Consider the following 20,152-nt stretch of genomic DNA (forward strand, 5'->3'; position numbering starts at 1 on the left):
TATCCCGCACCAATCAGGAGCTCTAGATGATCTCGGGTATTACCTTTCTCGCTGACGACGCGCCGAAGCTCGCCGAACCGGTGGCATCTGGGTGGCAGCTGATCCTGGCGTTCCTCGCGGGTATCGCTGTCATCGTCGTGCTGATCACCCTGGTCAAACTGCACCCGTTCCTCGCCCTCATCTTCGGCGCACTCACGGTCGGCATGGTCGCGGGCGAGAACCTGACCAAGGTGCTCAAGTCCTTCTCGGACGGGTTCGGGACCACCGCGGCAAGCGTGGGCATCCTCATCGCACTCGGCGCGATGTTCGCCAAGCTGCTGGCCGACTCAGGAGGTGCCGACGAAATCGTCGACACCATCGTCGGGCACGCGTCCCCACGGGCATTGCCATGGGCGATGGCACTGGTCGGCGCGATCATCGGTCTGCCGATGTTCTTCGAGATCGGCCTGGTGTTGTTGATGCCGGTCATCTACCTCGTATCGCGGCGCTCGCAGTTGTCGCTGATCACCGTCGGGATCCCGGCCCTTGCCGGCCTTTCCGCGATGCACGGGTTCGTCCCGCCGCACCCGGGCCCCTTGACCGCGATCGGGCTGCTGAACGCCGACCTCGGCATCACCCTTGCACTCGGTGTGGTGGTCGCCGTGCCGACGATCATCCTTGCCGGCCCGCTGTTCGGGAAGCTCGCCGGTCGCTGGGTCGTCGTCGAGGCCCCCGACACCTTTGACGCCGACGTCGTCGCCGACGGCGCCGAGCGCCGGAGGCCGTCCTTCGCCATCACCCTGTTCTCCGTACTTCTGCCGGTCGCGCTGATGCTGGGCAAGGCACTCGTCGACATCTTCATCGACGATGAAAGCCAGTGGCTCCAAAAGATATTCGACAGCCTGGGCACGCCTTTGATCGCGCTGCTCATCGCGGTGATCGTCGGCATGTTCACGCTGGGCCGCGGCGCCGGGATGGGGCGCGACGAGATCACCAAGTGCATCGAGTCAGGTCTGCCACCCGTGGCGGGGATCATCCTGATCGTGGCGGCCGGCGGTGGGTTCAAGCAGGTCCTGGTGGACACCGGCATCGGCACGCTGCTGGCGGACTGGGCCAAGGGTGCCCACATCTCGGTGATCGTGCTGGCCTGGCTGATTGCGGTGCTGATCCGGCTTGCCACCGGTTCGGCCACGGTCGCCACCATCACCGCGTCGTCGCTGATCCTCGGTCTGGTGGAGGGGATGCCCACCGGACAGTTGTCGCTGGTCGTGCTCGCCGTCGGCGCCGGGTCGCTGTTCTTCTCACACGTCAACGACGCCGGTTTCTGGTTGGTGAACCAGTACTTCCGGCTCAGCGTCGGTCAGACGATCAAGACCTGGTCGATCATGGAGACGGTGCTGTCCGTGAGCGGACTGGCCGTGGTCCTGCTGCTGGACCTGGTGATCTGACGCGGCTCAGCCCTTGACGACCTGAGTGCCGCCGGCCAGTTCGTCGTGCTTACCCTGCTTGGTGGGGCTGCCGTTGATGGTCACCGCGATCACGATGATGGCAATGAAGGCGAGCAGGCCGCCGACGAACGGGATGATCGTCAGCACCGTGAACGCATTGCGGATCGCGGACTGGCGCGCATCGGGTTTCGCGGCTCCGGCCGGTCCGTGCACGCTCAGGCCGAGGAGCTTCTTGCCGGGCGTCCAGCCTTGGGTCACTTCGAACGCGACGAAGTAGACGAAGGTGAGCAGCCCGGTGAACAGCCCCGTCACCATGATGTTCGACTGCAGTTGGAGCGCGAAGACCACGATGGATCCGACGATCCCGACGATGATGCCGTCGATCAGGCGGGCGAGGAATCGGGCACCAAGGCCGCCCGGCTCGGTGTGAGAGGAGTAGGACCCGCCGAGCGGGCCGGGCTGTGGGTCGAAACCGCTAGATGTCATGTGGTCAATCTACTGGCGAACGGTTCAGCGCCAGTGGCGTTTCTTCACCTCGGCCATGGCAGTGTCGGCAAGTTCCGCGCTGCGCTCGCGGGCGAGGCTGGCGAGTTCGGGGCCACGGTCCCTGGCCGCGTCGGCCAGGTCGCCGCTGCGTCCGCGTGCGACCTCTGCCAGTTCCGCGCCCCGTTCGCGTGCCAGCTTGGCGATTTCGGGTCCGCGCTCGCGGGCCACGTCGGCGAGATCCGCTCCCCGCTCGCGGGCCACGTCGGCCAGCTCGCCGCCGCGTTCGAGCGCCAGATGCGCGATCTCGCGGCCTCGTTCGGCACCGACCTGCAGTCCGTGACCCACCTTCTCGGCCAATGCGCCGTCGGCGAGCGTGCTACTCGACGCTGCGCCGACCGGCAGTGCCGTCGCCACTGCCGCGGATACCTTGCGTGCGGCCCGGCGACCTCGCCAGCCCAGCGACGGCTTGCCCTCGGTGTCCACCGACGCGATGATCAGCCCACCGATCAGGCTGATGTCGGCCACGAAGGCCCGCCGCTGGACGGCCTTGCGGGCTGGATCCGCCTCGGCCCAGAACGTGTTTCCACCAAGACTTCCCGGCACCACGCTCAGGGCGAGCGCCGCCGAGGCGAACCGCGGCAACTTACCGGTGGCGAGCAGCAGGCCTGCGCCGATCTGAACGGCGCCGTTCACCCGCGCCACCGTCTCGGCGTTGGTCGGAACGTTGGGACCCACCGGATCGGGCAGCTTGGCCAGACCTTCGAGCGTGGGGCGCGCCGCGTCGGCCGCCGGCTTGGGGCTCCGCAACGCCTCCACTCCACGACCGACGAAGGTCGCGGCGAGCATGGGACGGGCGATTCGTCTGATCAACATAGCCGGGGGATTCCCAGGCCACGAGAGTCACAAACCTGGATCACTCATGACTGCCCGCTGACCGCCCGGAATGACGGTCAGTAGTTGTTGCAGGTACCCGCAACTTGGAAGATCAGCCCTGTGTATTGCGCGAGCGCCGGCACGCCCTGCGCTTGCGCGACCATCGCCCGACGACCCTCCGGTGGCGATGCGACGAGCTGTTGCAGCCACGCATTCGCAACAGGGTTGGAGGTTACCTGGTTGGCCGCATCCGGATTTTCGGCGTTCAGCGCCGCCATTACCTGCGGATAGGTGCACGTCGAATTGATGATCGGGCTCACATCCGGTACTGCGGAGGCGATCCCGGCACCAGTGGTCAGCGCAAACGCCAAACCACAAGACCCCGCAACCAGTTTCGTCATCAATCGCATTCTCATCTGCCTTCCGATACATTAGCCCGACCCACACCCATACATTTCAGCGGAATGCTGAATGTCGTCGATGATTCAACGCTACCAGTGTTACCAACCCCGAAAGGAATATCAGCAGCTTAATTACACTAGCTAACGGCGTAATCGGCGGTGTAGCCGACGGCGTTACAGTCGGCCATCAATCGGGTCGCCCGGCCAGCAGGACTTGGCTAAGCCGGGTGGTGGTGGCCACGCCGTCGTCGTAGCCGCCGGCACCGCCAAGGGAGTTCATCACCACGAGCGTGTACCGCTGACCTGGCCCCGCGAAACCGACCGAGTTCACCACCCAGCCGCCCTGCTCCAGCGACCAGCCGTCCTTGTTGCCCGGTGCCATCGCCGGGCCGGCGCCCCACACGCCCCACTGCTGATTCGGCGCGACGTGCTGCAGCTGGTCGACGATGCCTGCGGTGTCGGCCGGATCGAGGTCGGTCAGCATGTAGTTGATCAACCGGTCGAGGTCGTCGGCCGTCGACTTCTGAAAACCCCAGTAAGGGAAGGTGCTGCTGAACCCGCGTTGTGGCTGCAGGTCGGTCATTCCGTACCGCGGGAAGTCGGCGTTGTAGGCCTGATGATCCCTGCCTCCGTGGCGGGCCCACAGCGCGTCGGCGGCGTCGTCGTCCGATGAGTGCATCATCGCGGCCATTAGGCTCCGGTCGGAGTTGTTCAGTGCCACGGTGCCCGCGCGCTGGCGGGTGAGCAGGTCGACGACCATGGCCAGCTTGATGGTCGACGCGGTCCAGACGAGCTCGCCCGCGTGCGAATTGCGATACGTTGCACCCGTTTTGCGGTCGCGCAGCACGTATCCGACCGAGCCGGGACGGGTGGCCAGATAGGCGTCGGCGGCGGTGACGCGGTTCTGCAGGTCGCAGTCCGACGTCGTCGGTCCGGGTGAGCAGTCCGCCGCTGCGGTCGGCGTCGGTGCTCCGGCGGCCAAGCCGACGGCGACCAACACGGCGAGGACGAACGGGCATCTCACCGCACCAGCTTCGCACTACGCTGGACGTCCCAGACACCGGAGGAGGTCGGCGTGACTCTCGTCGCGGGAATCGATTCGTCCACCCAGTCCTGCAAGGTGGTGGTCTGCAACGCCGAGACCGGCGACACGGTGCGCTCGGGATCGGAGCCGCACCCCGGGGGCACCGAGATCGACCCCGTGCGGTGGTGGTCGGCCCTGCAGGCCGCCATCGCCGGCGCCGGGGGCCTCGACGACGTGGCGGCCATCTCCGTCGGTGCCCAGCAGCACGGCATGATCTGCCTCGATGCGTCGGGCTCGCTGGTGCGGGATGCCCTGCTGTGGAACGACACGCGGTCGAGCGGGGCGGCGGTCGACCTGGTCGCCGAGCTCGGCGGGCCTGGCGAGTGGGCGAAGCGGGTGGGCGTGGTGCCGGTCGCGTCGATCACCGCCGCCAAGCTCCGCTGGCTGGCCGATACCGAGTCCAGGAACGCCGACGCGACGGCCGCGGTGTGCCTGCCGCACGACTGGCTCACCTGGCGGCTGGCGCGGGCCACCGACATCGCCGACCTGCGCACCGACCGCAGCGACGCCAGCGGGACCGGGTACTTCGCCGCGGACGGCGATGAATACCACCCGGACCTGCTCATGCTCGCCCTGCGCGGCCGCAACCCCCACCTGCCGACGGTCCTCGGACCGAACCAGGCGGCGGGCGAGACCGCCGGCGGTGCGGTCCTCGGCCCTGGCGCAGGAGACAACGCCGCCGCGGCGCTCGGCATCGGCGCGGGGCCGGGGGACTGCGTCGTGTCACTGGGCACCTCCGGCGTGGTGAGCGCGGTGGGCGACGCCGCACCGCACGACGCCTCGGGTTTGGTCGCGGGGTTCGCCGACGCGACCGGACGGCAGTTACCCCTGGTGTGCACGCTCAACGGCGCTCCGGTGCTGGCCGCCGTCGCGACCATGCTCGGAGTGGACTTCGACGAACTCGACCGGCTTGCGCTGTCGGCGCCGGCCGGTGCCGAAGGGCTCGTATTGGTGCCCTACTTCGACGGCGAACGCTCGCCCAACCTGCCCGATGCCGCCGGAGCCCTGCACGGTGTGACGACACGAAATCTGCTGCCCGCCAACGTTGCCCGAGCCGGAGTCGAGGGTCTGCTCAGCTCGATGGCGTACTGCATCGACCGAATCACCGAACAAGGCGTCAACGTCGAACGCGTGATCCTCGTCGGTGGCGGCGCGCGCTCGGAGGCGGTCCGGCGCATCGCCCCGGCGATCCTTGGCATGTCGGTGCACGTGCCGACACCTGCCGAGTACGTCGCGCTCGGCGCGGCCAGGCAGGCGGCGTGGACGCTGTCCGGGGCCGACGCGCCACCGTCGTGGTCGGTCGGCGCGACGGCTGCCTACACGGGCGACCCGACGCCCGAGGTGGTCGAGCGGTATCACAGCATGCAGACCTTGACCCAGGGGCAGTGAACGTCCGGTAGCGCGAATGTGACGAGTTCTTAACGCTGAACGTGACGTGCGTCATTGCGCGCCGACCAGTTATTAGGGCAACCTCACCTTCTCTGTACCAGAACTGACCCTGGGGGTGCCCCGTGGCCAACCTCGATTTCGCGTATGACCTGACGCTCGACGAAGTGCGTCGCCGCGGCGCGGTGCTGGCCGCGATCGGCGACGACTGGGACCCCGTCGCGGTCCTCGCCGAGGAGGAAGAGGCGTACGACATGCTGTACGCCGACCTCGACGACGATCAGCAACGCATCTACGACGAACTCGTCGCAGCAGGCGTGTTACCCGATCGATCGGCCAGCCGTGTTGCCGATTGACCCGACTGCCGACCGCGCACGGCGCGCCTGGCTGGACTGCCCGAGTTGCTGGCCGGGCCGCGGATGCGACGACTGCTCGAATGAGCGCAACTGCGACACGCACTGGCAGTACCTGTTGAGCAACGAGGGCATGATCGTGCACCTTCAGTGCTCGGGCTGCGGCCATCTGTGGTCGACCGACACCCGCAAGCGTGACCAACGGCGAACCGACGCGGCCTGAGACGAGCTGACCTCACTCGCCCGCGGCAGGTCGCGGCCAACTCGGCCGCGGCAGCGGTCCCGGCGGCGGCCGTAGCCGGTCGAGCACCGCGCGCAGCGGGGGCCACGTAGCGCGACCGGTCCTGGTGACCGCGTAGGCGGTAAGGACCACAGGCGGGTCCGACAGCGGAACCACCTTCACGCCGCTGCCGGTGGGCCTGCCGACCGGCAGCAGCCCAACGCCGTACTCGGCGACGATCAGGTCTTCGACCAGTTCCAGGCTGTCGATCTGGTGTGCGATGCGCGGAGCGAACCCGGCGAGCGCACCCAACGTGCGGACGGCATCCTCGTCGGCGGTGTTGCGGGAGTTCACGATCCAGCTGCGGGCGGAGTACGCGGACACGTCCGGCGGCCGGTCGGGTTCGTCGGCGGACACGCCGAGGCCCCACGGGATCGACCACAACGGGAAGGATTCGAGGAGCGGTCCCGGCGTCGCAGGCGCCAGGTTGTAGTCGTAGGTCAGGGCAACGTCGAGATCGTCTTCGGTCAGCAGCGCGAACGCCTCGATGGGCTCGTACTCGCTGATCACGACCTCCACACCGGGATGGCGTCGGGTCAGGTCGGCGAGGATGGGCAGCAACGAGACCCGGATACCTGTGGCGAACCCGCCGACGCGCAGTGTCCCCGCGGGCTCGGCGTCCGGGTCAAGGTCGAGGCGAGCGGCGTCGACGGCGGCGAGAATGGTGACGGCGTGGTCGGCGAGGCGGCGACCGGCCGGGGTCAGCCGCACCCGGCGGCCCTCGGGCTCGATCAAGGGCACGCCGGACTCCTTGGCCAGAGCCGCGATCTGCTGGGACACCGTGGAGGTAGTCAGGTGGTACGCCTCGGCGACCGCCCGCATCGATCCCATCTGGGATAGCGCGAGCAGGAGTTGCAGCCTTCGGGTGTCCACCCAAGGCATTGTCCGCAATCGGCGAACGCATCGCGTGTGATCGATCAACCCTGTGCGACGATGCGGCGGTCACCGAGGTTCGATCCCCGGTCCAGTCACGACGGCGATCGAGCGACGAAGGCAATGCCGAAAATCCATGAGAACTGGGGGCCTGCTGCCCTTCCCTCCGATGGCCTGCGCGCGCACGATTGGTTAGGAGGCTGATGAAGGGAGCGGGCGATGAAGGCCAAGGTCGGCGATTGGTTGGTGATCAAGGGCACGACAGTTGATAAACACGATCAGCGTGGCGTGATTACCGAGGTGCGCTCGTCGGACGGTTCGCCACCGTACGTGGTCCGGTGGCTCAACACCGACCATGTGGCGACCGTGTTTCCGGGCCCGGACGCGGTCATCAACACGCCCGCGGAGCAGGAGGCGGCCGACAAGCGGGCACAGCATCACTTCGGGTCGGTGCAGTCCAAGATCGCACATCATGGCAAGGGCGCTTCGCCTTAGTTCGGCAGACGGCGGTTGAGCAGCAGCGCGGCCAGTGCCGCCGGCGCGAGCACTACCGCGCCGAGACGCAGCCAGCCCACGCTGGCGTCACCCTTGATGGTCTCGTAGCCGATCTGCTCCTGGAGGTTGTTGAAGACTTCCTTGAGCTGCTCGAGGCTCGAGGCGGTGTACGCCTCCCCGCCGGACAATTCGGCGATCTTGCGAAGCATCTGGACGTCGACGGGCACGGGCTGGGGTTGGCCGTTGACTTCGATTGAGCCATACGGGGTGCCGAACGCCACCGTCGCGATCGGCACGCCCTGGTCCTTGGCGGCGCCGCGGTGTAGGCGCCCCTGGGGTCGTCCGGGTCGGGCGGCACGGTCTCCTTGCCGTCGGACATCAGCACGATGCGCGCCGGTGGCGCATCGCCGCCGCCGCCGATCACCGCGCCGACGGCGGCGATGGCCTGCAGCACGGTGGCACCTCGTCAGCATCGCCCACAATCCGAGCCAACGCATTGCGAGTGACCGATCAAGCCTGTGCGACGATGCGGGAATGACCGCGCGCCCGGCACACTTCAGCCAGATCGCCCCCGATCAGTTCCTTCCGACGTCGAACGCGCAAAGCCATTGGGGTGAGGATCATCTGAACGGCCCTGCACTGGTCGGCCTGGTCGCCCGCACGCTCGAGGAGGCCTACGGGCTCGACGATTTCATGCCCGCGCGCCTCACCGTCGACCTGTTCAAGGCGGCCCACGGCGTCGAGACCACCGCCACGACCCGACTGGTACGGGACGGTAGGCGGGTGCGGAACTCCGAGTGCGAACTGATCCAGGAAGGCGTCGTCGTGGTCCGGGCAATCCTGGTCCAGTACCGGCGCTCAGCCCCGCCGCGGGGCGAGGAGTGGTCGGCCAGCATGGATTTCACGCCACCGCCCGACGTCGACGGCGCTCAAGTTACGTACATGGGCAGCGACGACGGCGGTTGGTCGCACGTGATCGCCGACCACCAGAACACCTCGCGCAAACGGTTCCTCAACCGCACCGTCGACGTCGTCTCTGGCACGAAGAACACACCGTTCGTGAACGCGGCGATGGCCGCCGAGGGCACCAGCCTGGTCACCAATCTCGGCTCGGCGGGGGTGGGCTACATCAACGGCGACCTGACCGTGGCGCTGGCGCGGTTGCCGCTGGACGATTGGATCGGCGTGCAGGCCGATTCACACTGGGTGGCCGACGGCGTCGGCATCGGCACGGCCACGCTGTTCGATTACGCCGGGGCGTTTGGCTCCGGCGCGGTGACGGCCATCAGCAATCCCGCGGCCCAGATCGACTTCGGCAACGATCCGTTTCCGATGCGGGGGCCAACTGCGTGAACGCGATCATCTCCCGAGTAAACATGCACTGTGACTGACTACGTGATCCCGCCACCTGCGGTCGCGTCCCTTCCGGTGAGTACCGGAGCGGGGCGCTTTCCCATCCGCCGGGTGTTCTGCGTCGGCCGCAACTATGCGGCCCACGCCCGCGAGATGGGTAAGGACCCCGACCGCGAGCCACCCTTCTTCTTCATGAAACCGGCCGATGCCGTCGTCGACGCAGCCGGCGTGATTCCGTACCCCTCGCTCACCTCGGAGTTTCATCACGAGATCGAGATGGTGGTGGCATTGAAGGCCGGTGGCATCAACGTATCGCCGCTCGAGGCACTGAGTCTGGTCTGGGGTTACGGCGTTGGTGTCGACCTCACCCGCCGCGACATCCAGGACGACGCGAAGAAGTTGAGCAGACCGTGGGATTGGGCCAAGGGCTTCGACGCATCGGCGCCGTGCAGCCCCATCCATCCCGTCGAGGAGGTCGGCCACCCCGACACCGGCGAAATCTGGCTGAAGGTGAACAGTGAGCTCAAACAACATGGCGACCTGCAGGACCTGATCTGGTCCATCCCCGACGTGATCAGCTACATCTCGCAAGCCGTTGCCCTCGCGCCAGGCGACCTCATCTACAGCGGAACGCCTGCCGGGGTAGGTCCGATGCAGCCAGGCGACGACGTCAGCGGTGGCGTCGACGGCGTTGCCGAGTTCACGTTCACCGTCGGTCCGCGCCCGGCCTGACGGTCCAACGTGCCGGTCATCGTCAGACTTTGCGGTTCTCCGACTTGAGCATCCAGGCGGCCTTCTCCAGGACGTCGATGATGGTGTGCAGCAGGTCGGCGCTGGATGGGTCGGCGGCGTCGACATCGTCGTGAACGGTGCGGATGGTGCCGACTGCGGCGTAGATCCGGGTGGTGATGAGGTCGACTACGTCGGTGGTGTTGAGCTCGGCCGGTGGGAAGGCGGGCAGCGTGGTTGCCGCCGTGACCGTGTCGGATCGCCCATCGGGAATCGCGTTGAGGGCACGCATGCGTTCGGCGATCGTGTCGCTGGCTTCCCGTGCGGCGTCGACGATTTCGTCGAGTTGCAGGTGCAGATCGCGGAAGTTGGTGCCGATCAGATTCCAGTGTGCCTGTTTGCCCTGTAGATGCAGTTCGATGAGATCGACGAGCACCTTTTGCAGGTTCTGCGGCAGTTTGAGTGGGGCATCGAACTCCCGCACCTGAGCGTCGAATAGGCGGTGCGACGTGATCATTGGGCTCCTTCCTTGCGGTCGTCCGTGGCCGATGATGCATTGTCGGACAACGGTTGTTGATGCTTGGTGACACTCAGTCCGGCGAGCGTGGACGACTGCTAGCGGTGTCCGCCGCCGCCGCCGCCGTGAAAGCCGCCGCCGCCGCCGCCGTGGAAACCGCCGCCGCCGCCGTGAAATCCGCCGCCGTAGCCGTAGCCGCCGAGCAGGAATCCTTCGCCTCCGTAGGGGTCGTAACTAACCGGAGGAGGGGAGTCGTCGAGCTGGACGTTGCCCGGCGATTGGCACTCGGTTCCCGAGCTGGTCCCGCGGCAGGACTGCGCGATAGCGGGACCGGGATCGGCCGCTGCGATCGGCGCCGCGCCGATCGCCACCGCGGCAGCTCCTGCCGCTAGCAGCGGTGCGATGTAGTTCAGTTTGATACGCATGTGGTGATTACCTCGTCGTTGGTGGCAGCCCAAATCTTGGACCTCTTCAAGGATTGCCTTCAGCCGAGCCGATGTCGTGCCTGCTGTCGGCACTCTTGCGTTACCTGCCAACGGGAGTCAGGTAGTACCGGTCAGCAGCAGCGCCACTACCCGCGCCAGGGCGGGAATTACGCGGTCAGTGGCCTAACGTGGCTGCCAGTCAATGACTTTGCGCGCCTTGTCCCACGTTGGCCGGAACCAGTGCCGACCGACGGGCTGGCGCCAACCGATGCGTCGAACCAAGAGGGCGTCGAGACCAAATTTTCCCGAGCCGTGTGCTGCGATCACGAGGCAGAAGGCCGCCAGCGTCAGGACGTACTCGTACCCGTTGTCCCGTTGGGAGAATCCGCCATCCGCGTGTGCGGTGAAGATAGCTCCAATCATTGTGGAGCACAACAGCAATGCGGCCACGAGAGTCATGAGTCCGAGGATCAGCGCGGAGCCTCCAATCAGTTCGAGATAGGTGGCGAAGTACGCGGATACCGTTGGTGCCGGAACGCCCCAGAATTCGAATCGAGCTGCCGTGGAATCGATTCCGTTCGTGTGCTTCGACCAGCCGTGTGCGATGAACACGGTCCCCAGCGTTACTCGACCAAGGAGGAGGGTGATGTCGCGGACGGTTCGGATGGTGGTCTCCATGCCGTTCATGATCACGGCCATACGTGTGGGTATCACCAATCTCATGTCAACCTCACAGGGTTGAACGTGGCGGCCGTCGTGACGGACCCGGTCACTGTATGGAAACGCATTGCCGCCATCGACTCGGCAAACGGCGAGCCAGTCGATGTAGTTGCGTCCCGCGCGGACACTTGATCTCATCTGGCTGCAGCGCCGCCGGTTCTTGAATCGGGCTGATGCCAACCCTCGCAATGTGCGACCGGCCGTGGCAGCCTGCTAGCACGCGTAGTGCGATTGAGAGGGTGCGGACGAGAATAATGGCGGATCCATTGGACCCTGTGCACCTTCGCACCTTGGTCTCCATCGCCGATACCGGTGGGTTTCGGCGTGCGGCCGACGCGCTGCACCTGAGCCAGCCGGCAGTGAGCCAGCATGTCCGACTGCTCGAACGGAGACTCAACCAGACCTTGCTAGTCAAGGATGGGCGCGGCTCGAGATTTACCCTCGACGGCGAGCGGCTGGTGAACGAGGCTCGCCGTCTGCTGAGGGCACACGAGCAGGCGCTGCACCGACTGCAGGTTGACGACGTAGGCGAACTCACAATCGGATCCAGCGAGCACGCTGCGGACCGCGTCCTGCCGGACCTTCTCGGCGCGTTGCGCGCGGCCTACCCGCAAGTGCGTCTGCAGTTCCGGCTTGACCGCTCCACCGCACTTGGTGAAGCGGTGGACAAGGGCACGCTGGACTTGGCTGTGGTCTTGGGAAGCAATGACGCCGAGATATTGGGAACCGAGGTCGGTCGTCTCGACCTGCGCTGGGTCGCCGCGGAGACATGGCGCACCCCCGAGACCGGCGCCGCGCTTCCGATAGTCGCGTTCGCGCCGCCGTGCGGTCTGCGCCATCGAGCGGTCCGCACGCTGTACGAACTGGGCCACGATGTCGACGTCACGGTGGAAGCGACCACACTCGACGGGGTGCTCGTGGCCGCGAGGGCGGGCCTCGGGGTGGCGCTGCTGCCGTTCGCCGGCCCGGTGCCCGACGGCCTGCGCGAACTGCACGACCTGGCACCGATGGGCGATATCGACTTGCGGCTGGTGGCGCGCCGGGCACTGGCGCCCGAGATCGAGAGCACCGCGGTCGCCGCCGTCAGGGCCCATTTCGGCGCCATCACCCATGCCGACACCCGACGAGGAGCCGAGACCGAAACGGCCGCTCGGTCCCGCGCACTGCGCGGCGTGGCCTGAGTGGCTTCGGGGAAGCCCGGCCAAAGCCATCTCGACGTCGGAACAGGAGAGGCCGCCATGGCTGCTCGCAACGAGATTCTCATCACCCCAACCGAACTCGAGGCGTTGCTGCAACACTGTGAACCCGTCACGATTCTCGACGTGCGTTGGCGACTCGACCGACCCGACGGGCGCGACGCCTACGAGCAGGGGCACATCCCAGGGGCCGTGTACGTCTCTCTCGACGAGGAGTTGTCCGACCACGCCGCCCCCGGACGCGGACGCCATCCACTGCCGTCCGGGTCGGCGCTGCAGGAACACGTCCGCCGATGGGGTGTCCGTCAGGACACCCAGGTGGTGGTGTATGACGACTGGAACCGTGCCGGGTCCGCGCGCGCCTGGTGGGTGCTGACCGCGGCCGGCCTTCCCGACGTGCGCATCCTCGACGGCGGCCTGGCCGCGTGGACGGCTGCGGAGGGCACGGTCGAGACGGGAACGTCGACAACGGAGCCATCGGATGTGGTGCTGGACCACCGCGACCTGTACGCCGGCGGCAGGCCGACGCTGACGGCACAGCAGGTGGCTGAGCGTGGTTCCGACACAATCCTGCTCGACGCGCGGGCACCCGAACGCTTCCGCGGTGACGTCGAGCCGGTGGACCCGGTCGCCGGTCACATCCCCGGCGCCCGTAACGCACCGAGCACCAGTGTGCTTACCGAAGGCGGCGCATTCCTGCCCGAGCGCGAGCTGCACGAGCTGTTCGCGGCCAGTGGCGCGGACGCGACCGCCGACGTCGGCGTGTATTGCGGATCAGGTGTCACCGCCGCGGTGACACTGGCCGCGCTTGCGGCCGCAGGCGTCGACGCGGCGCTGTTCCCCGGATCGTGGTCGCAGTGGAGTTCGGACCCCGCCAACCCGGTCGCCGTGGGTGCCGACGAGCTCTCCAACCGCGGTTGATCAGCAGACTTTGCCGGGGTTGAACACGCCCCGTGGGTCCAGCGCCCGCCGGATCGCCCGATGAGCGCCCATTGCGGTCTCGCCGATCTCCCGCGCCAGCCACCGGCGCTTGAGCACACCGATCCCGTGCTCACCGGTGATCGTCCCGCCCAAATCCAGTGCGAGCCCGAAGATCTCGTCGGCGGCTTCTCCTGCGCGCTGATCGGCCGACCGGTCTCCGCCTGGGACGACGATGATCGGATGCAGGTTCCCGTCGCCGGCATGTCCGAGGGTGAACACCGGGACGTCGTGCCGCCGCGAGATCTCGACGATCGCGCGGGTCGCGACGCCGATCTTCGAGCGGGGCACCGCGATGTCCTCGATGAACGGCTGCCCGAGCCGTTCCAGCGCGGGCAGGGCCGCACGCCGCACCGCGAGCAGCTGTTCGGCGTCCTCGCGATCGTCGCCGAGTTCTATTCGGGAAGTGAAACGCTGGAATTCGCCGGCGATGACATCCGCCTCCACGCGTGCGCCGAACCCGTCGGTCTGCGCGACGACGAAGGCTCCGGCCCCCGCTCCTTCCACCCCGAGGTAGTCCTGCGCCTGCGTGACCGACGCTTCATCCATGAGTTCCATCAGCGAGGGTCGCACCCGCGCGGACAGTGCCGCGGTGCAGGCCGCGGCGGCGCCTTCCGCATCGTCGAACCAGGCGGCAACGGTGACGGTATCCGCCGGTATCGGGTGTAGCCGAAGCGTCGCGCCGACGATCACTCCCAGCGTGCCCTCCGAGCCGGTGAACAAGCTCGTAAGATCAAGGCCCGCAACACCTTTCGTGGTCCGTCGACCGGTGTGCAGCAGTGCGCCGTCGGCGAGCACCACGCTGACCCCCAGCACGGAATCCCGGGTTACGCCGTATTTCACACACCGGAGGCCGCCGGCATTGGTCGCGATGTTGCCACCGATCGTGCTGAACGCCGCGCTCGCCGGATCGGGCGCATAGCGCAAACCCAGTTCCCCGGCCCGCCGGTCGAGCTCCGCGGTGATCACACCGGCCTCGACGACCGCGATCTCGTCGTCAGCGCAGAGCGCCTCGATCCGGTTCAGACGGGAAACATCCAGCACGAGTGTATTGCTGCCCGCGGAGGCGCCACCGGCCAAACCGGAGCCTGCGCCGCGTGGCACGACACCCAGCCCACTCTCTGCGGCGTAGGTGACCGCGTGGCGAACGTCGTCGACACTGGCTGCGAGCACCACGACCTCGGGCCGGCCGTCAGGGATGTGCCCGGAGCGGTCGAGGCGATGGGTATCGGTGATGTCATCGCCGGTCAACACCGCTCCGTCGATGAGGGCATGCAGGGAGGTGGTCATGTGAGGTGGCAGTGCTCCTGGGTAGGTGATGTGGCGGTCGGCGTCGATTCTCGTCGCCGTGTCATGACGTGACCAGGCTTCGATGCATCGGACGCTGTGATGGGCGGTCATCCATCGATCAGATTGATCCGCGCGACTGATCACTTAAGGTGCTCGTTATCCATGGGAGATCGTTGTTGGACCGGCGCGGCAATGGCCGCCTAGGCTGACCCACATGGGCATGAACGAGTTGACCGGGCCGCACGTGCGGCGTGGCGTCGTCGCCCACTCCCGCGACGGCATCGACATTCTAGGCCGCCAGGCCCGATGTCGGCGCTTGTCGACGCTCGGCTGAGTCAAGTCCGAGCACGTCGCACGTACCCGACGGGGTACGCCCCCAGCTGATGCGTGCCCGATCGCCGCGTCACTGATATCAAGCCCGGTTCACCGAGCGGTGTAGCGCTGTGCCGCCCCGTGCCGGTGCCCATCGCCGAGAGGACCAAACCCCCCGTGACCGTCGAGTTCGTCAGCCAGACCTTCGCCAACGCGTCCACCGAGATCAACCCGCAGCCTGGTCTGCAGATCCAGAACGACTATCAGGTTCGCTATGCACGCGCCGTCGAGGACGCCGGCTTCGAGTACACGCTGATCCCGCACTCGTCGTCCTACTTCGACGCGCTGGTGCGGGCCACCGCGATCACCCAGCACACCAGGACACTGAAACCTATTGTCGCGCTGCGGCCCAACATCCTGCACCCGACCGCCGCGGCCACCGCGCTGGCCACGCTGGACCAGGTCAGCGACGGAAGGGCCGTCGTCCACTTCATCAGCGGCGGCAACGACTCTGAACAGGCCCGGGAGGGCGACTACACCGACAAGGAGCAGCGCTACCGGCGGACCAGGGAGTACATCAACATCCTGCGGCGGGCCTGGAGTTCTACCGAACCGTTCGACCACTCGGGCGAGTTCTACCGGTTCGACGACTTCAGCAACCGGGTGGTCCCGGTCGGCGGCGGAATCCCGATCTCGTTCGGCGGATCGTCGGAGGACGCCTACCGGATCGGGGGAGCGCTCGCCGACATCTACGCGCTGTGGGGCGAGCCGCTCATGGAAACCACCGACCAACTCGACTCGATCCGGGCGGCCGCGGCGGCCGCCGGACGGGCCGACCCGCCCCGGGTGTGGGTCACTTTCCGGCCGATCATCGCGCCGACCGAGGAATTGGCCTGGGAGAAGGCCGGTACCGTGCTGCGGGCCCTGCAGCGCAATGTCGCCGGGCAGCTCTCGGTCCGCGGCACCGATCGCCGCGACTACGGCGGGAAGCCGTCCAACGTCGGGTCGCAGCGGCTCGTCGCCGTCGCGGGCAAGGCCGACTTGCACGACCGTGCGTTGTGGACCAAGCCGGCCCAGGTGACCGGCGGTGGCGGCGCATCCACCGCGCTGGTGGGCACGCCCGAGACGGTGGCCGCGGCGATCCTGGACTACGTCGACCTCGGTGCGACGATCGTGTCGTTGCGCGGTTACGACAACCTCAACGACGTGATCGACTACGGCCGTTATCTCCTCCCGCTGGTGCGTCAGGAACTCGCCCACCGGGCCGCCACCGGCCGATCCGGAGAGATCGTCGCACAACCGCCCCTGGACGGGCCCGTTGAGCGTGAAGATCTTATCCCACAGCATGTTTGAGTTATTGATAGGACATCCCCACACCGTGAAGACATACCGAAAGCGCCGCGCGCTCGCCGCGCTTGCGCTCGTCGCCGTGACCGCCCTGGCGGCGGTCGGCTGCTCGAGCCAGGGTGGCCCGACGCCATCGCAAGAAGGGGGTCAGCCGGTCAGCGGCGGCACCCTGCACCTGGCTTTCCGCTCCGACGACACCGCCAAGACGACGCTCGATCCGATCCAGCAGCAGTGGCTGGAACACCGGACGGTACTGCGCAACGTGGTCGAGTCGCTCACGGACCAAGATCCGAAGACCGGCGAGATCATTCCATGGCTGGCGAGCGGCTGGGATGTCAGCCCGGATCAGACCCAGTACACGTTCCATCTGCACGACGGCATCACCTTCAGCAACGGCCAGCCGTTCAACGCGCAGGCAGTCAAGACCTCCTTTGACTCCAATGCGGCGGCGATACAACGCAATCCGACGGTGTTCGGGGCGACCTACCTGGCCGGGTTCAAATCCGCCGACGTCATCGACGACAAGACCATCAAGATCACGCTGAACCAGCCGAATGGTTCCTTCCTGCAATCGGTGTCGACGGTCACCCTCGGCATCCTGGCTCCGGAGTCCTACGCCAAGACCGTTGACGAGCGAAACCTCGGCGCACTGGTCGGCACCGGTCCGTTCACCATCGAGAGCTACACCCCGCAGAAGGGAATCGTGATCAAGCGGCGACCGGACTATCAGCCGAAGTCAGCGGTCATCGAGAACAAGGGCGACGCATACCTCGATTCGGTCGAGTTCACTTACATTCCCGAGGACAGCGTGCGGGTCGGGAACCTGTCCAGCGGCGCGGTCGATGTCGCCGCGCCACGGAACCCGTTCACCCAGGCCGACATTGACCTGCTGAAAACCAGTGGGGTGTCGTTCACGTCTTTCTCGTTGCCGGGCACGATCGAGGGGCTCTACCCGAACGTCAAGAACGGCGGCCCGCTGGCAGACCGCAACGTTCGGTTGGCCGTCCAGGCGGCGATCGATCGGGCCAGCTACGCCTCGACCGTCCTCGGGACCGACTACCCGGTGGCCGAGGGTGTGTACGACGTGTCCACACCGTTCTTCAAGTCCGAGACCGACAAGCTCGGATTCGACCTCAACCGGTCCAACCAGCTGCTCGACCAGGCGGGTTGGACGATCGGCCAGGATGGCTACCGGTTCAAGGACGGCAAGCGGCTCGACCTGGTCTACCCGGTCACGTCCGAGGCCACCGGGGACGTGCTGGTCCAGGATCAGCTTCGGCAGGCCGGGATCCATCTCGAACTCAAGGTCCTCACCGCCGGCGACCAGACCGAGACGATCTCCAACGGGGACTGGGACTTCACCCGCGGTGTGCTGACCCGTGGTGATCCGTCGATCCTCGGCGCGATCCTCGACAGGCGGGTATCCCGGGCGCCGGACCGCGCGCAGAACTCCGTGACCGACGATGTCTCAGCGCAATTGGAGACATTGTTCGACAAGGGCCTGGCGAACGCCGACGACGCAGCCCGTGCGGATGCGTACGCGAAGATCCAGGACCTGCTGATCGACAACGGGCTGATCTTCCCGGTCTTCGAGCGGGTGCAGCAGGTCGGCTACCGGGACAACGTGCACGGCATCAAGTTCAGTGCGGAAGGCTTCCTCGACTTTCGCGACACCTGGATCAGTCGGTAACGGGCTGCGAGCGCGATGCTGAGATACCTCGCGGGTCGGTTCGCCCAGGCACTGCTGGTGCTCTGGGCGGCCTACACCGTGACGTTCGCGGTCCTGTACCTGTTGCCCGGCGACCCGATCGGCATCATGCTCGCGGCGGCCGACGTTCAGGTGGAGGCGCTCTCACCGGAGGAATTGGAGCGGGTCAAGGCGCTATACGGTCTCGATCAGCCGATGTCGGTGCACTACCTGCACTCGCTGCTGGCGGCGCTGCACGGTGACTTCGGGCTCTCGCTGACCAAGAGCGAACCGGTCACCACGATGATCCTCGACCGGTTGCCGGGCACCCTGTCGCTCGCCGGGTGCTCTGTCGCGCTGTCCCTGGTGTTCGGTATCGCCCTGGCCTACCTCGGCGTGTACGTGCGGTGGCGGCCGGCGCGGTTGGTGCTCAGCCGGCTGCCCGCGTTCGGGGTCTCGTTCCCGTCGTTCTGGGTGGGACTGATCCTCATCCAGGTATTCGCCTTCGGGCTGGGTTGGGTGCCGGCGTCGGGTGAGGCTGGGCCGCGAAGCCTGGTGCTGCCGGTGATCACGATGTCGATCCCGAGCGCCGCAGTGTTCGCCCAGGTGTTGATGAAGAGTCTGGACACCGAGCTGCGCCAGCCGTACGCGGTGGCGGCACGCAGTCGCGGCCTGTCCCGCGGGCAGGTGCAGGCCCGTTACGCATCCCGCAACGCGGCGTTGCCGTTGCTCACTCTGCTCGGGTTGCAGATCGCCAACACCGTGTCGGGGGCGATCGTGATCGAGACGGTCTTTACCCGGGTCGGCATCGGCCGGCTCGCTCAGGAGGCGGTGCTCTCGCAGGACATCCCGCTGGTGCTGGGCATCGTGGTGCTGGGGGCGGCCGCCTTCGTGGTGGTCAATCTGCTGGTGGATCTGTTGTACCCGTTGGTCGATCCGCGGACCCTGCACATCAGCGGAAGAGTGTGAGATGAGCAACAACAGCGCCATGCAGCTTCAGTTGCCCGCACTCGGCGACGTATCCGTCCTCGACGAGCCCGCCGACGTGAGCCGCGACGATTCCGAGCCCGCCTCGGTCGGTCGGCTGCGATTCCGGCTGGCCCGTCGACGCGCCCTGCGGCTGGGCCACTACCTCCTGCGGCGCCCAGGTTTCGTGCTCGCGCTGCTGTTCACGGCCGCGGTCGTGCTGGCCGCCGTGTACCCCACCGCGTTCACCGGGGTCGACCCGATGCGGACGGTGCCGCGTGAGATGCTGCGGCCGCCGAGCCTGGCGCACCCGTTCGGGACCGATCAGCTCGGCCGGGACCTATTCTCCCGGGTGGTGCACGGCTCGTCGCTGACCATTCGGGCCGCGCTGCTCGCGGTGACGATCGCCCTGCTGGTCGGCTTGGTGCTGGGGGTGCTCTCCGGCTTCGTCGGAGGAGTTCTCGACGCGGTTGCCATGCGTGTCGTCGACGTCATGCTGGCGATCCCCGGGCTGCTGCTGGCGCTGGCCATCGTCACCGCGCTGGGCTTCGGCACCATCCCGGTTGCGATCGCCGTCGGTGTCGGGATCGCGCCGGGCTTCACTCGGACCACTAGGGCCGAGGTGCTCAAAGTCCGGTCGCTGCCCTATATCGAGGCGATCAAGGTCGGCGGTGCGACCTGGCTGCGTCTCGTCGTCCGTCATGTGCTGCCGAACTCGTGGGGTCCGGTCGCCGCGCTGACCGTGCTCGAGTTCGGGGCCGCGGTGCTTTCGGTCGCCGGCCTGAGCTTCCTCGGTTTCGGAGTCGCACCGCCTGCCGCCGAGTGGGGAACGCTGATTGCGAACGGGCGGGCGTTCATCGCGACTGCGCCATGGGTGTCGCTGATGCCGGGCCTCGTGGTGGCCGGGCTGGTATTCGGGCTGACCCACATCTCGCGATCGCTCGCCGAGCGTGGGCGATGAGCGCTTGCGCGAA

Annotated in this window: 22 protein-coding genes and 1 pseudogene; 13 read left to right on the plus strand and 10 right to left on the minus strand. The window is 67.1% G+C overall.

Annotated features, from left to right (window positions below; all coding sequences use genetic code 11):
• Positions 1-26 precede the first annotated feature (26 nt).
• Positions 27-1,427 (plus strand): GntP family permease, encoded by a 1,401-nt coding sequence (locus tag QOC69_RS17960; protein ID WP_526441972.1) that lies wholly within the window; start codon positions 27-29, stop codon positions 1,425-1,427.
• Between the two features lie 6 nt (positions 1,428-1,433).
• Here the strand turns inward: QOC69_RS17960 and QOC69_RS17965 are convergent, their stop codons facing one another.
• From QOC69_RS17965 to QOC69_RS17980, 4 genes are all read right to left on the minus strand, one after another.
• Positions 1,434-1,913 (minus strand): RDD family protein, encoded by a 480-nt coding sequence (locus tag QOC69_RS17965; protein WP_526441974.1) that lies wholly within the window; start codon positions 1,911-1,913, stop codon positions 1,434-1,436.
• A gap of 24 nt (positions 1,914-1,937) precedes the next feature.
• Positions 1,938-2,786 carry a DoxX family protein gene (locus tag QOC69_RS17970; RefSeq protein WP_526441976.1) on the minus strand — a complete coding sequence of 283 codons (849 nt, stop codon included), beginning with the start codon at positions 2,784-2,786 and terminating at the stop codon, positions 1,938-1,940.
• 77 nt (positions 2,787-2,863) lie between these two features.
• Positions 2,864-3,187 carry a hemophore-related protein gene (locus tag QOC69_RS17975; protein WP_526441978.1) on the minus strand — a complete coding sequence of 108 codons (324 nt, stop codon included), beginning with the start codon at positions 3,185-3,187 and terminating at the stop codon, positions 2,864-2,866.
• Positions 3,188-3,374: 187 nt separating this feature from the next.
• Positions 3,375-4,211, minus strand: a complete 837-nt coding sequence (locus tag QOC69_RS17980) for a tat pathway signal sequence (protein ID WP_526441980.1) — start codon at positions 4,209-4,211, stop codon at positions 3,375-3,377.
• A 51-nt stretch (positions 4,212-4,262) separates the two neighbouring features.
• Between QOC69_RS17980 and QOC69_RS17985 the strand changes: the two genes are divergently transcribed.
• From QOC69_RS17985 to QOC69_RS17995, 3 genes are all read left to right on the plus strand, one after another.
• Positions 4,263-5,660: a xylulokinase gene (locus QOC69_RS17985; RefSeq protein ID WP_526441982.1), complete on the plus strand. Its 1,398-nt coding sequence runs from the start codon at positions 4,263-4,265 to the stop codon at positions 5,658-5,660.
• Positions 5,661-5,782: 122 nt separating this feature from the next.
• On the plus strand, positions 5,783-6,013 hold the full coding sequence (locus QOC69_RS17990; RefSeq protein WP_526441984.1) for a DUF6400 family protein: 231 nt from the start codon (positions 5,783-5,785) through the stop codon (positions 6,011-6,013).
• Positions 6,000-6,233 carry a hypothetical protein gene (locus QOC69_RS17995; protein ID WP_526441986.1) on the plus strand — a complete coding sequence of 78 codons (234 nt, stop codon included), beginning with the start codon at positions 6,000-6,002 and terminating at the stop codon, positions 6,231-6,233. The genes QOC69_RS17990 and QOC69_RS17995 overlap by 14 nt, the downstream gene beginning before the upstream one ends.
• Before the next feature lie 12 nt (positions 6,234-6,245).
• Here QOC69_RS17995 and QOC69_RS18000 read toward each other — a convergent pair whose 3' ends face one another.
• Positions 6,246-7,163 (minus strand): LysR family transcriptional regulator, encoded by a 918-nt coding sequence (locus tag QOC69_RS18000; protein WP_526441988.1) that lies wholly within the window; start codon positions 7,161-7,163, stop codon positions 6,246-6,248.
• A gap of 219 nt (positions 7,164-7,382) precedes the next feature.
• Between QOC69_RS18000 and QOC69_RS18005 the strand changes: the two genes are divergently transcribed.
• Entirely contained in the window at positions 7,383-7,658 is a 276-nt protein-coding gene (locus QOC69_RS18005; protein ID WP_526441990.1) for a DUF1918 domain-containing protein, read from the plus strand.
• Here the strand turns inward: QOC69_RS18005 and QOC69_RS18010 are convergent.
• Positions 7,655-8,115 (minus strand): annotated as a pseudogene (locus QOC69_RS18010) (vWA domain-containing protein); the annotation flags it as partial. The gene QOC69_RS18005 and the pseudogene QOC69_RS18010 overlap by 4 nt on opposite strands.
• A 77-nt stretch (positions 8,116-8,192) precedes the next feature.
• Between QOC69_RS18010 and QOC69_RS18015 the strand changes: the two are divergent.
• Both QOC69_RS18015 and QOC69_RS18020 read left to right on the plus strand, forming a co-directional pair.
• A complete protein-coding gene (locus tag QOC69_RS18015; RefSeq protein WP_526441992.1) occupies positions 8,193-9,011 on the plus strand; it encodes an acyl-CoA thioesterase domain-containing protein in 819 nt (272 codons plus the stop codon).
• A gap of 30 nt (positions 9,012-9,041) precedes the next feature.
• Complete coding sequence (locus tag QOC69_RS18020; RefSeq protein ID WP_526441993.1) at positions 9,042-9,743, plus strand: fumarylacetoacetate hydrolase family protein; 702 nt, start codon at positions 9,042-9,044, stop codon at positions 9,741-9,743.
• Positions 9,744-9,765: 22 nt separating this feature from the next.
• On the opposite strand, the gene QOC69_RS18025 is transcribed toward QOC69_RS18020, so the two are convergent.
• The 3 genes from QOC69_RS18025 to QOC69_RS18035 form a co-directional block, all read right to left on the minus strand.
• Positions 9,766-10,257, minus strand: a complete 492-nt coding sequence (locus QOC69_RS18025; RefSeq protein ID WP_526441995.1) for a Dps family protein — start codon at positions 10,255-10,257, stop codon at positions 9,766-9,768.
• A 98-nt stretch (positions 10,258-10,355) separates the two neighbouring features.
• Positions 10,356-10,682, minus strand: a complete 327-nt coding sequence (locus QOC69_RS18030; protein WP_526441997.1) for a hypothetical protein — start codon at positions 10,680-10,682, stop codon at positions 10,356-10,358.
• Positions 10,683-10,865: 183 nt separating this feature from the next.
• Positions 10,866-11,360, minus strand: a complete 495-nt coding sequence (locus QOC69_RS18035; RefSeq protein WP_526441999.1) for a DoxX family protein — start codon at positions 11,358-11,360, stop codon at positions 10,866-10,868.
• 317 nt (positions 11,361-11,677) lie between these two features.
• On the opposite strand from QOC69_RS18035, the gene QOC69_RS18040 reads away from it, so the two are divergent.
• Together QOC69_RS18040 and QOC69_RS18045 are read left to right on the plus strand one after the other, a co-directional pair.
• Entirely contained in the window at positions 11,678-12,583 is a 906-nt protein-coding gene (locus QOC69_RS18040; RefSeq protein WP_526442001.1) for a LysR family transcriptional regulator, read from the plus strand.
• A gap of 57 nt (positions 12,584-12,640) precedes the next feature.
• Positions 12,641-13,519 carry a sulfurtransferase gene (locus tag QOC69_RS18045; protein WP_526442003.1) on the plus strand — a complete coding sequence of 293 codons (879 nt, stop codon included), beginning with the start codon at positions 12,641-12,643 and terminating at the stop codon, positions 13,517-13,519.
• Here the strand turns inward: QOC69_RS18045 and QOC69_RS18050 are convergent, their stop codons facing one another.
• The gene (locus tag QOC69_RS18050; protein ID WP_526442005.1) at positions 13,520-14,866 is read right to left on the minus strand and encodes an FAD-binding oxidoreductase; all 1,347 of its coding nucleotides are present in this window, start codon (positions 14,864-14,866) and stop codon (positions 13,520-13,522) included.
• A gap of 489 nt (positions 14,867-15,355) precedes the next feature.
• On the opposite strand from QOC69_RS18050, the gene QOC69_RS18055 reads away from it, so the two are divergent.
• Genes QOC69_RS18055 through QOC69_RS18070 form a run of 4 tightly spaced genes read left to right on the plus strand, consistent with a single transcriptional unit; the run spans position 15,356 to position 20,139 of the window.
• A complete protein-coding gene (locus QOC69_RS18055; RefSeq protein WP_526442007.1) occupies positions 15,356-16,531 on the plus strand; it encodes an LLM class flavin-dependent oxidoreductase in 1,176 nt (391 codons plus the stop codon).
• Positions 16,532-16,556: 25 nt separating this feature from the next.
• The gene (locus QOC69_RS18060) at positions 16,557-18,215 is read left to right on the plus strand and encodes an ABC transporter substrate-binding protein (protein WP_526442009.1); all 1,659 of its coding nucleotides are present in this window, start codon (positions 16,557-16,559) and stop codon (positions 18,213-18,215) included.
• A gap of 15 nt (positions 18,216-18,230) precedes the next feature.
• Positions 18,231-19,181: an ABC transporter permease gene (locus tag QOC69_RS18065; protein WP_526442011.1), complete on the plus strand. Its 951-nt coding sequence runs from the start codon at positions 18,231-18,233 to the stop codon at positions 19,179-19,181.
• 1 nt (position 19,182) lies between these two features.
• A complete protein-coding gene (locus QOC69_RS18070) occupies positions 19,183-20,139 on the plus strand; it encodes an ABC transporter permease (protein WP_526442013.1) in 957 nt (318 codons plus the stop codon).
• Positions 20,140-20,152 lie beyond the last annotated feature (13 nt).

Origin of the sequence: Mycobacterium sp., assembly GCF_032162105.1 — a bacterium.
Lineage (GTDB): Bacteria > Actinomycetota > Actinomycetes > Mycobacteriales > Mycobacteriaceae > Mycobacterium.

What these genes read in the sequence shown, in the direction of transcription:
- QOC69_RS18035 (WP_526441999.1), bottom strand. Translation starts at nt 11,360, where the DNA reads ATGGAGACCACCATCCGAACCGTCCGCGACATCACCCTCCTCCTTGGT.
- QOC69_RS18045 (WP_526442003.1), top strand. Translation starts at nt 12,641, where the DNA reads ATGGCTGCTCGCAACGAGATTCTCATCACCCCAACCGAACTCGAGGCG.
- QOC69_RS18050 (WP_526442005.1), bottom strand. Translation starts at nt 14,866, where the DNA reads ATGACCACCTCCCTGCATGCCCTCATCGACGGAGCGGTGTTGACCGGC.
- QOC69_RS18030 (WP_526441997.1), bottom strand. Translation starts at nt 10,682, where the DNA reads ATGCGTATCAAACTGAACTACATCGCACCGCTGCTAGCGGCAGGAGCT.
- QOC69_RS17975 (WP_526441978.1), bottom strand. Translation starts at nt 3,187, where the DNA reads ATGACGAAACTGGTTGCGGGGTCTTGTGGTTTGGCGTTTGCGCTGACC.
- QOC69_RS18005 (WP_526441990.1), top strand. Translation starts at nt 7,383, where the DNA reads ATGAAGGCCAAGGTCGGCGATTGGTTGGTGATCAAGGGCACGACAGTT.
- QOC69_RS18065 (WP_526442011.1), top strand. Translation starts at nt 18,231, where the DNA reads ATGCTGAGATACCTCGCGGGTCGGTTCGCCCAGGCACTGCTGGTGCTC.
- QOC69_RS18070 (WP_526442013.1), top strand. Translation starts at nt 19,183, where the DNA reads ATGAGCAACAACAGCGCCATGCAGCTTCAGTTGCCCGCACTCGGCGAC.
- QOC69_RS18025 (WP_526441995.1), bottom strand. Translation starts at nt 10,257, where the DNA reads ATGATCACGTCGCACCGCCTATTCGACGCTCAGGTGCGGGAGTTCGAT.
- QOC69_RS17960 (WP_526441972.1), top strand. Translation starts at nt 27, where the DNA reads ATGATCTCGGGTATTACCTTTCTCGCTGACGACGCGCCGAAGCTCGCC.
- QOC69_RS17970 (WP_526441976.1), bottom strand. Translation starts at nt 2,786, where the DNA reads ATGTTGATCAGACGAATCGCCCGTCCCATGCTCGCCGCGACCTTCGTC.
- QOC69_RS17965 (WP_526441974.1), bottom strand. Translation starts at nt 1,913, where the DNA reads ATGACATCTAGCGGTTTCGACCCACAGCCCGGCCCGCTCGGCGGGTCC.
- QOC69_RS18015 (WP_526441992.1), top strand. Translation starts at nt 8,193, where the DNA reads ATGACCGCGCGCCCGGCACACTTCAGCCAGATCGCCCCCGATCAGTTC.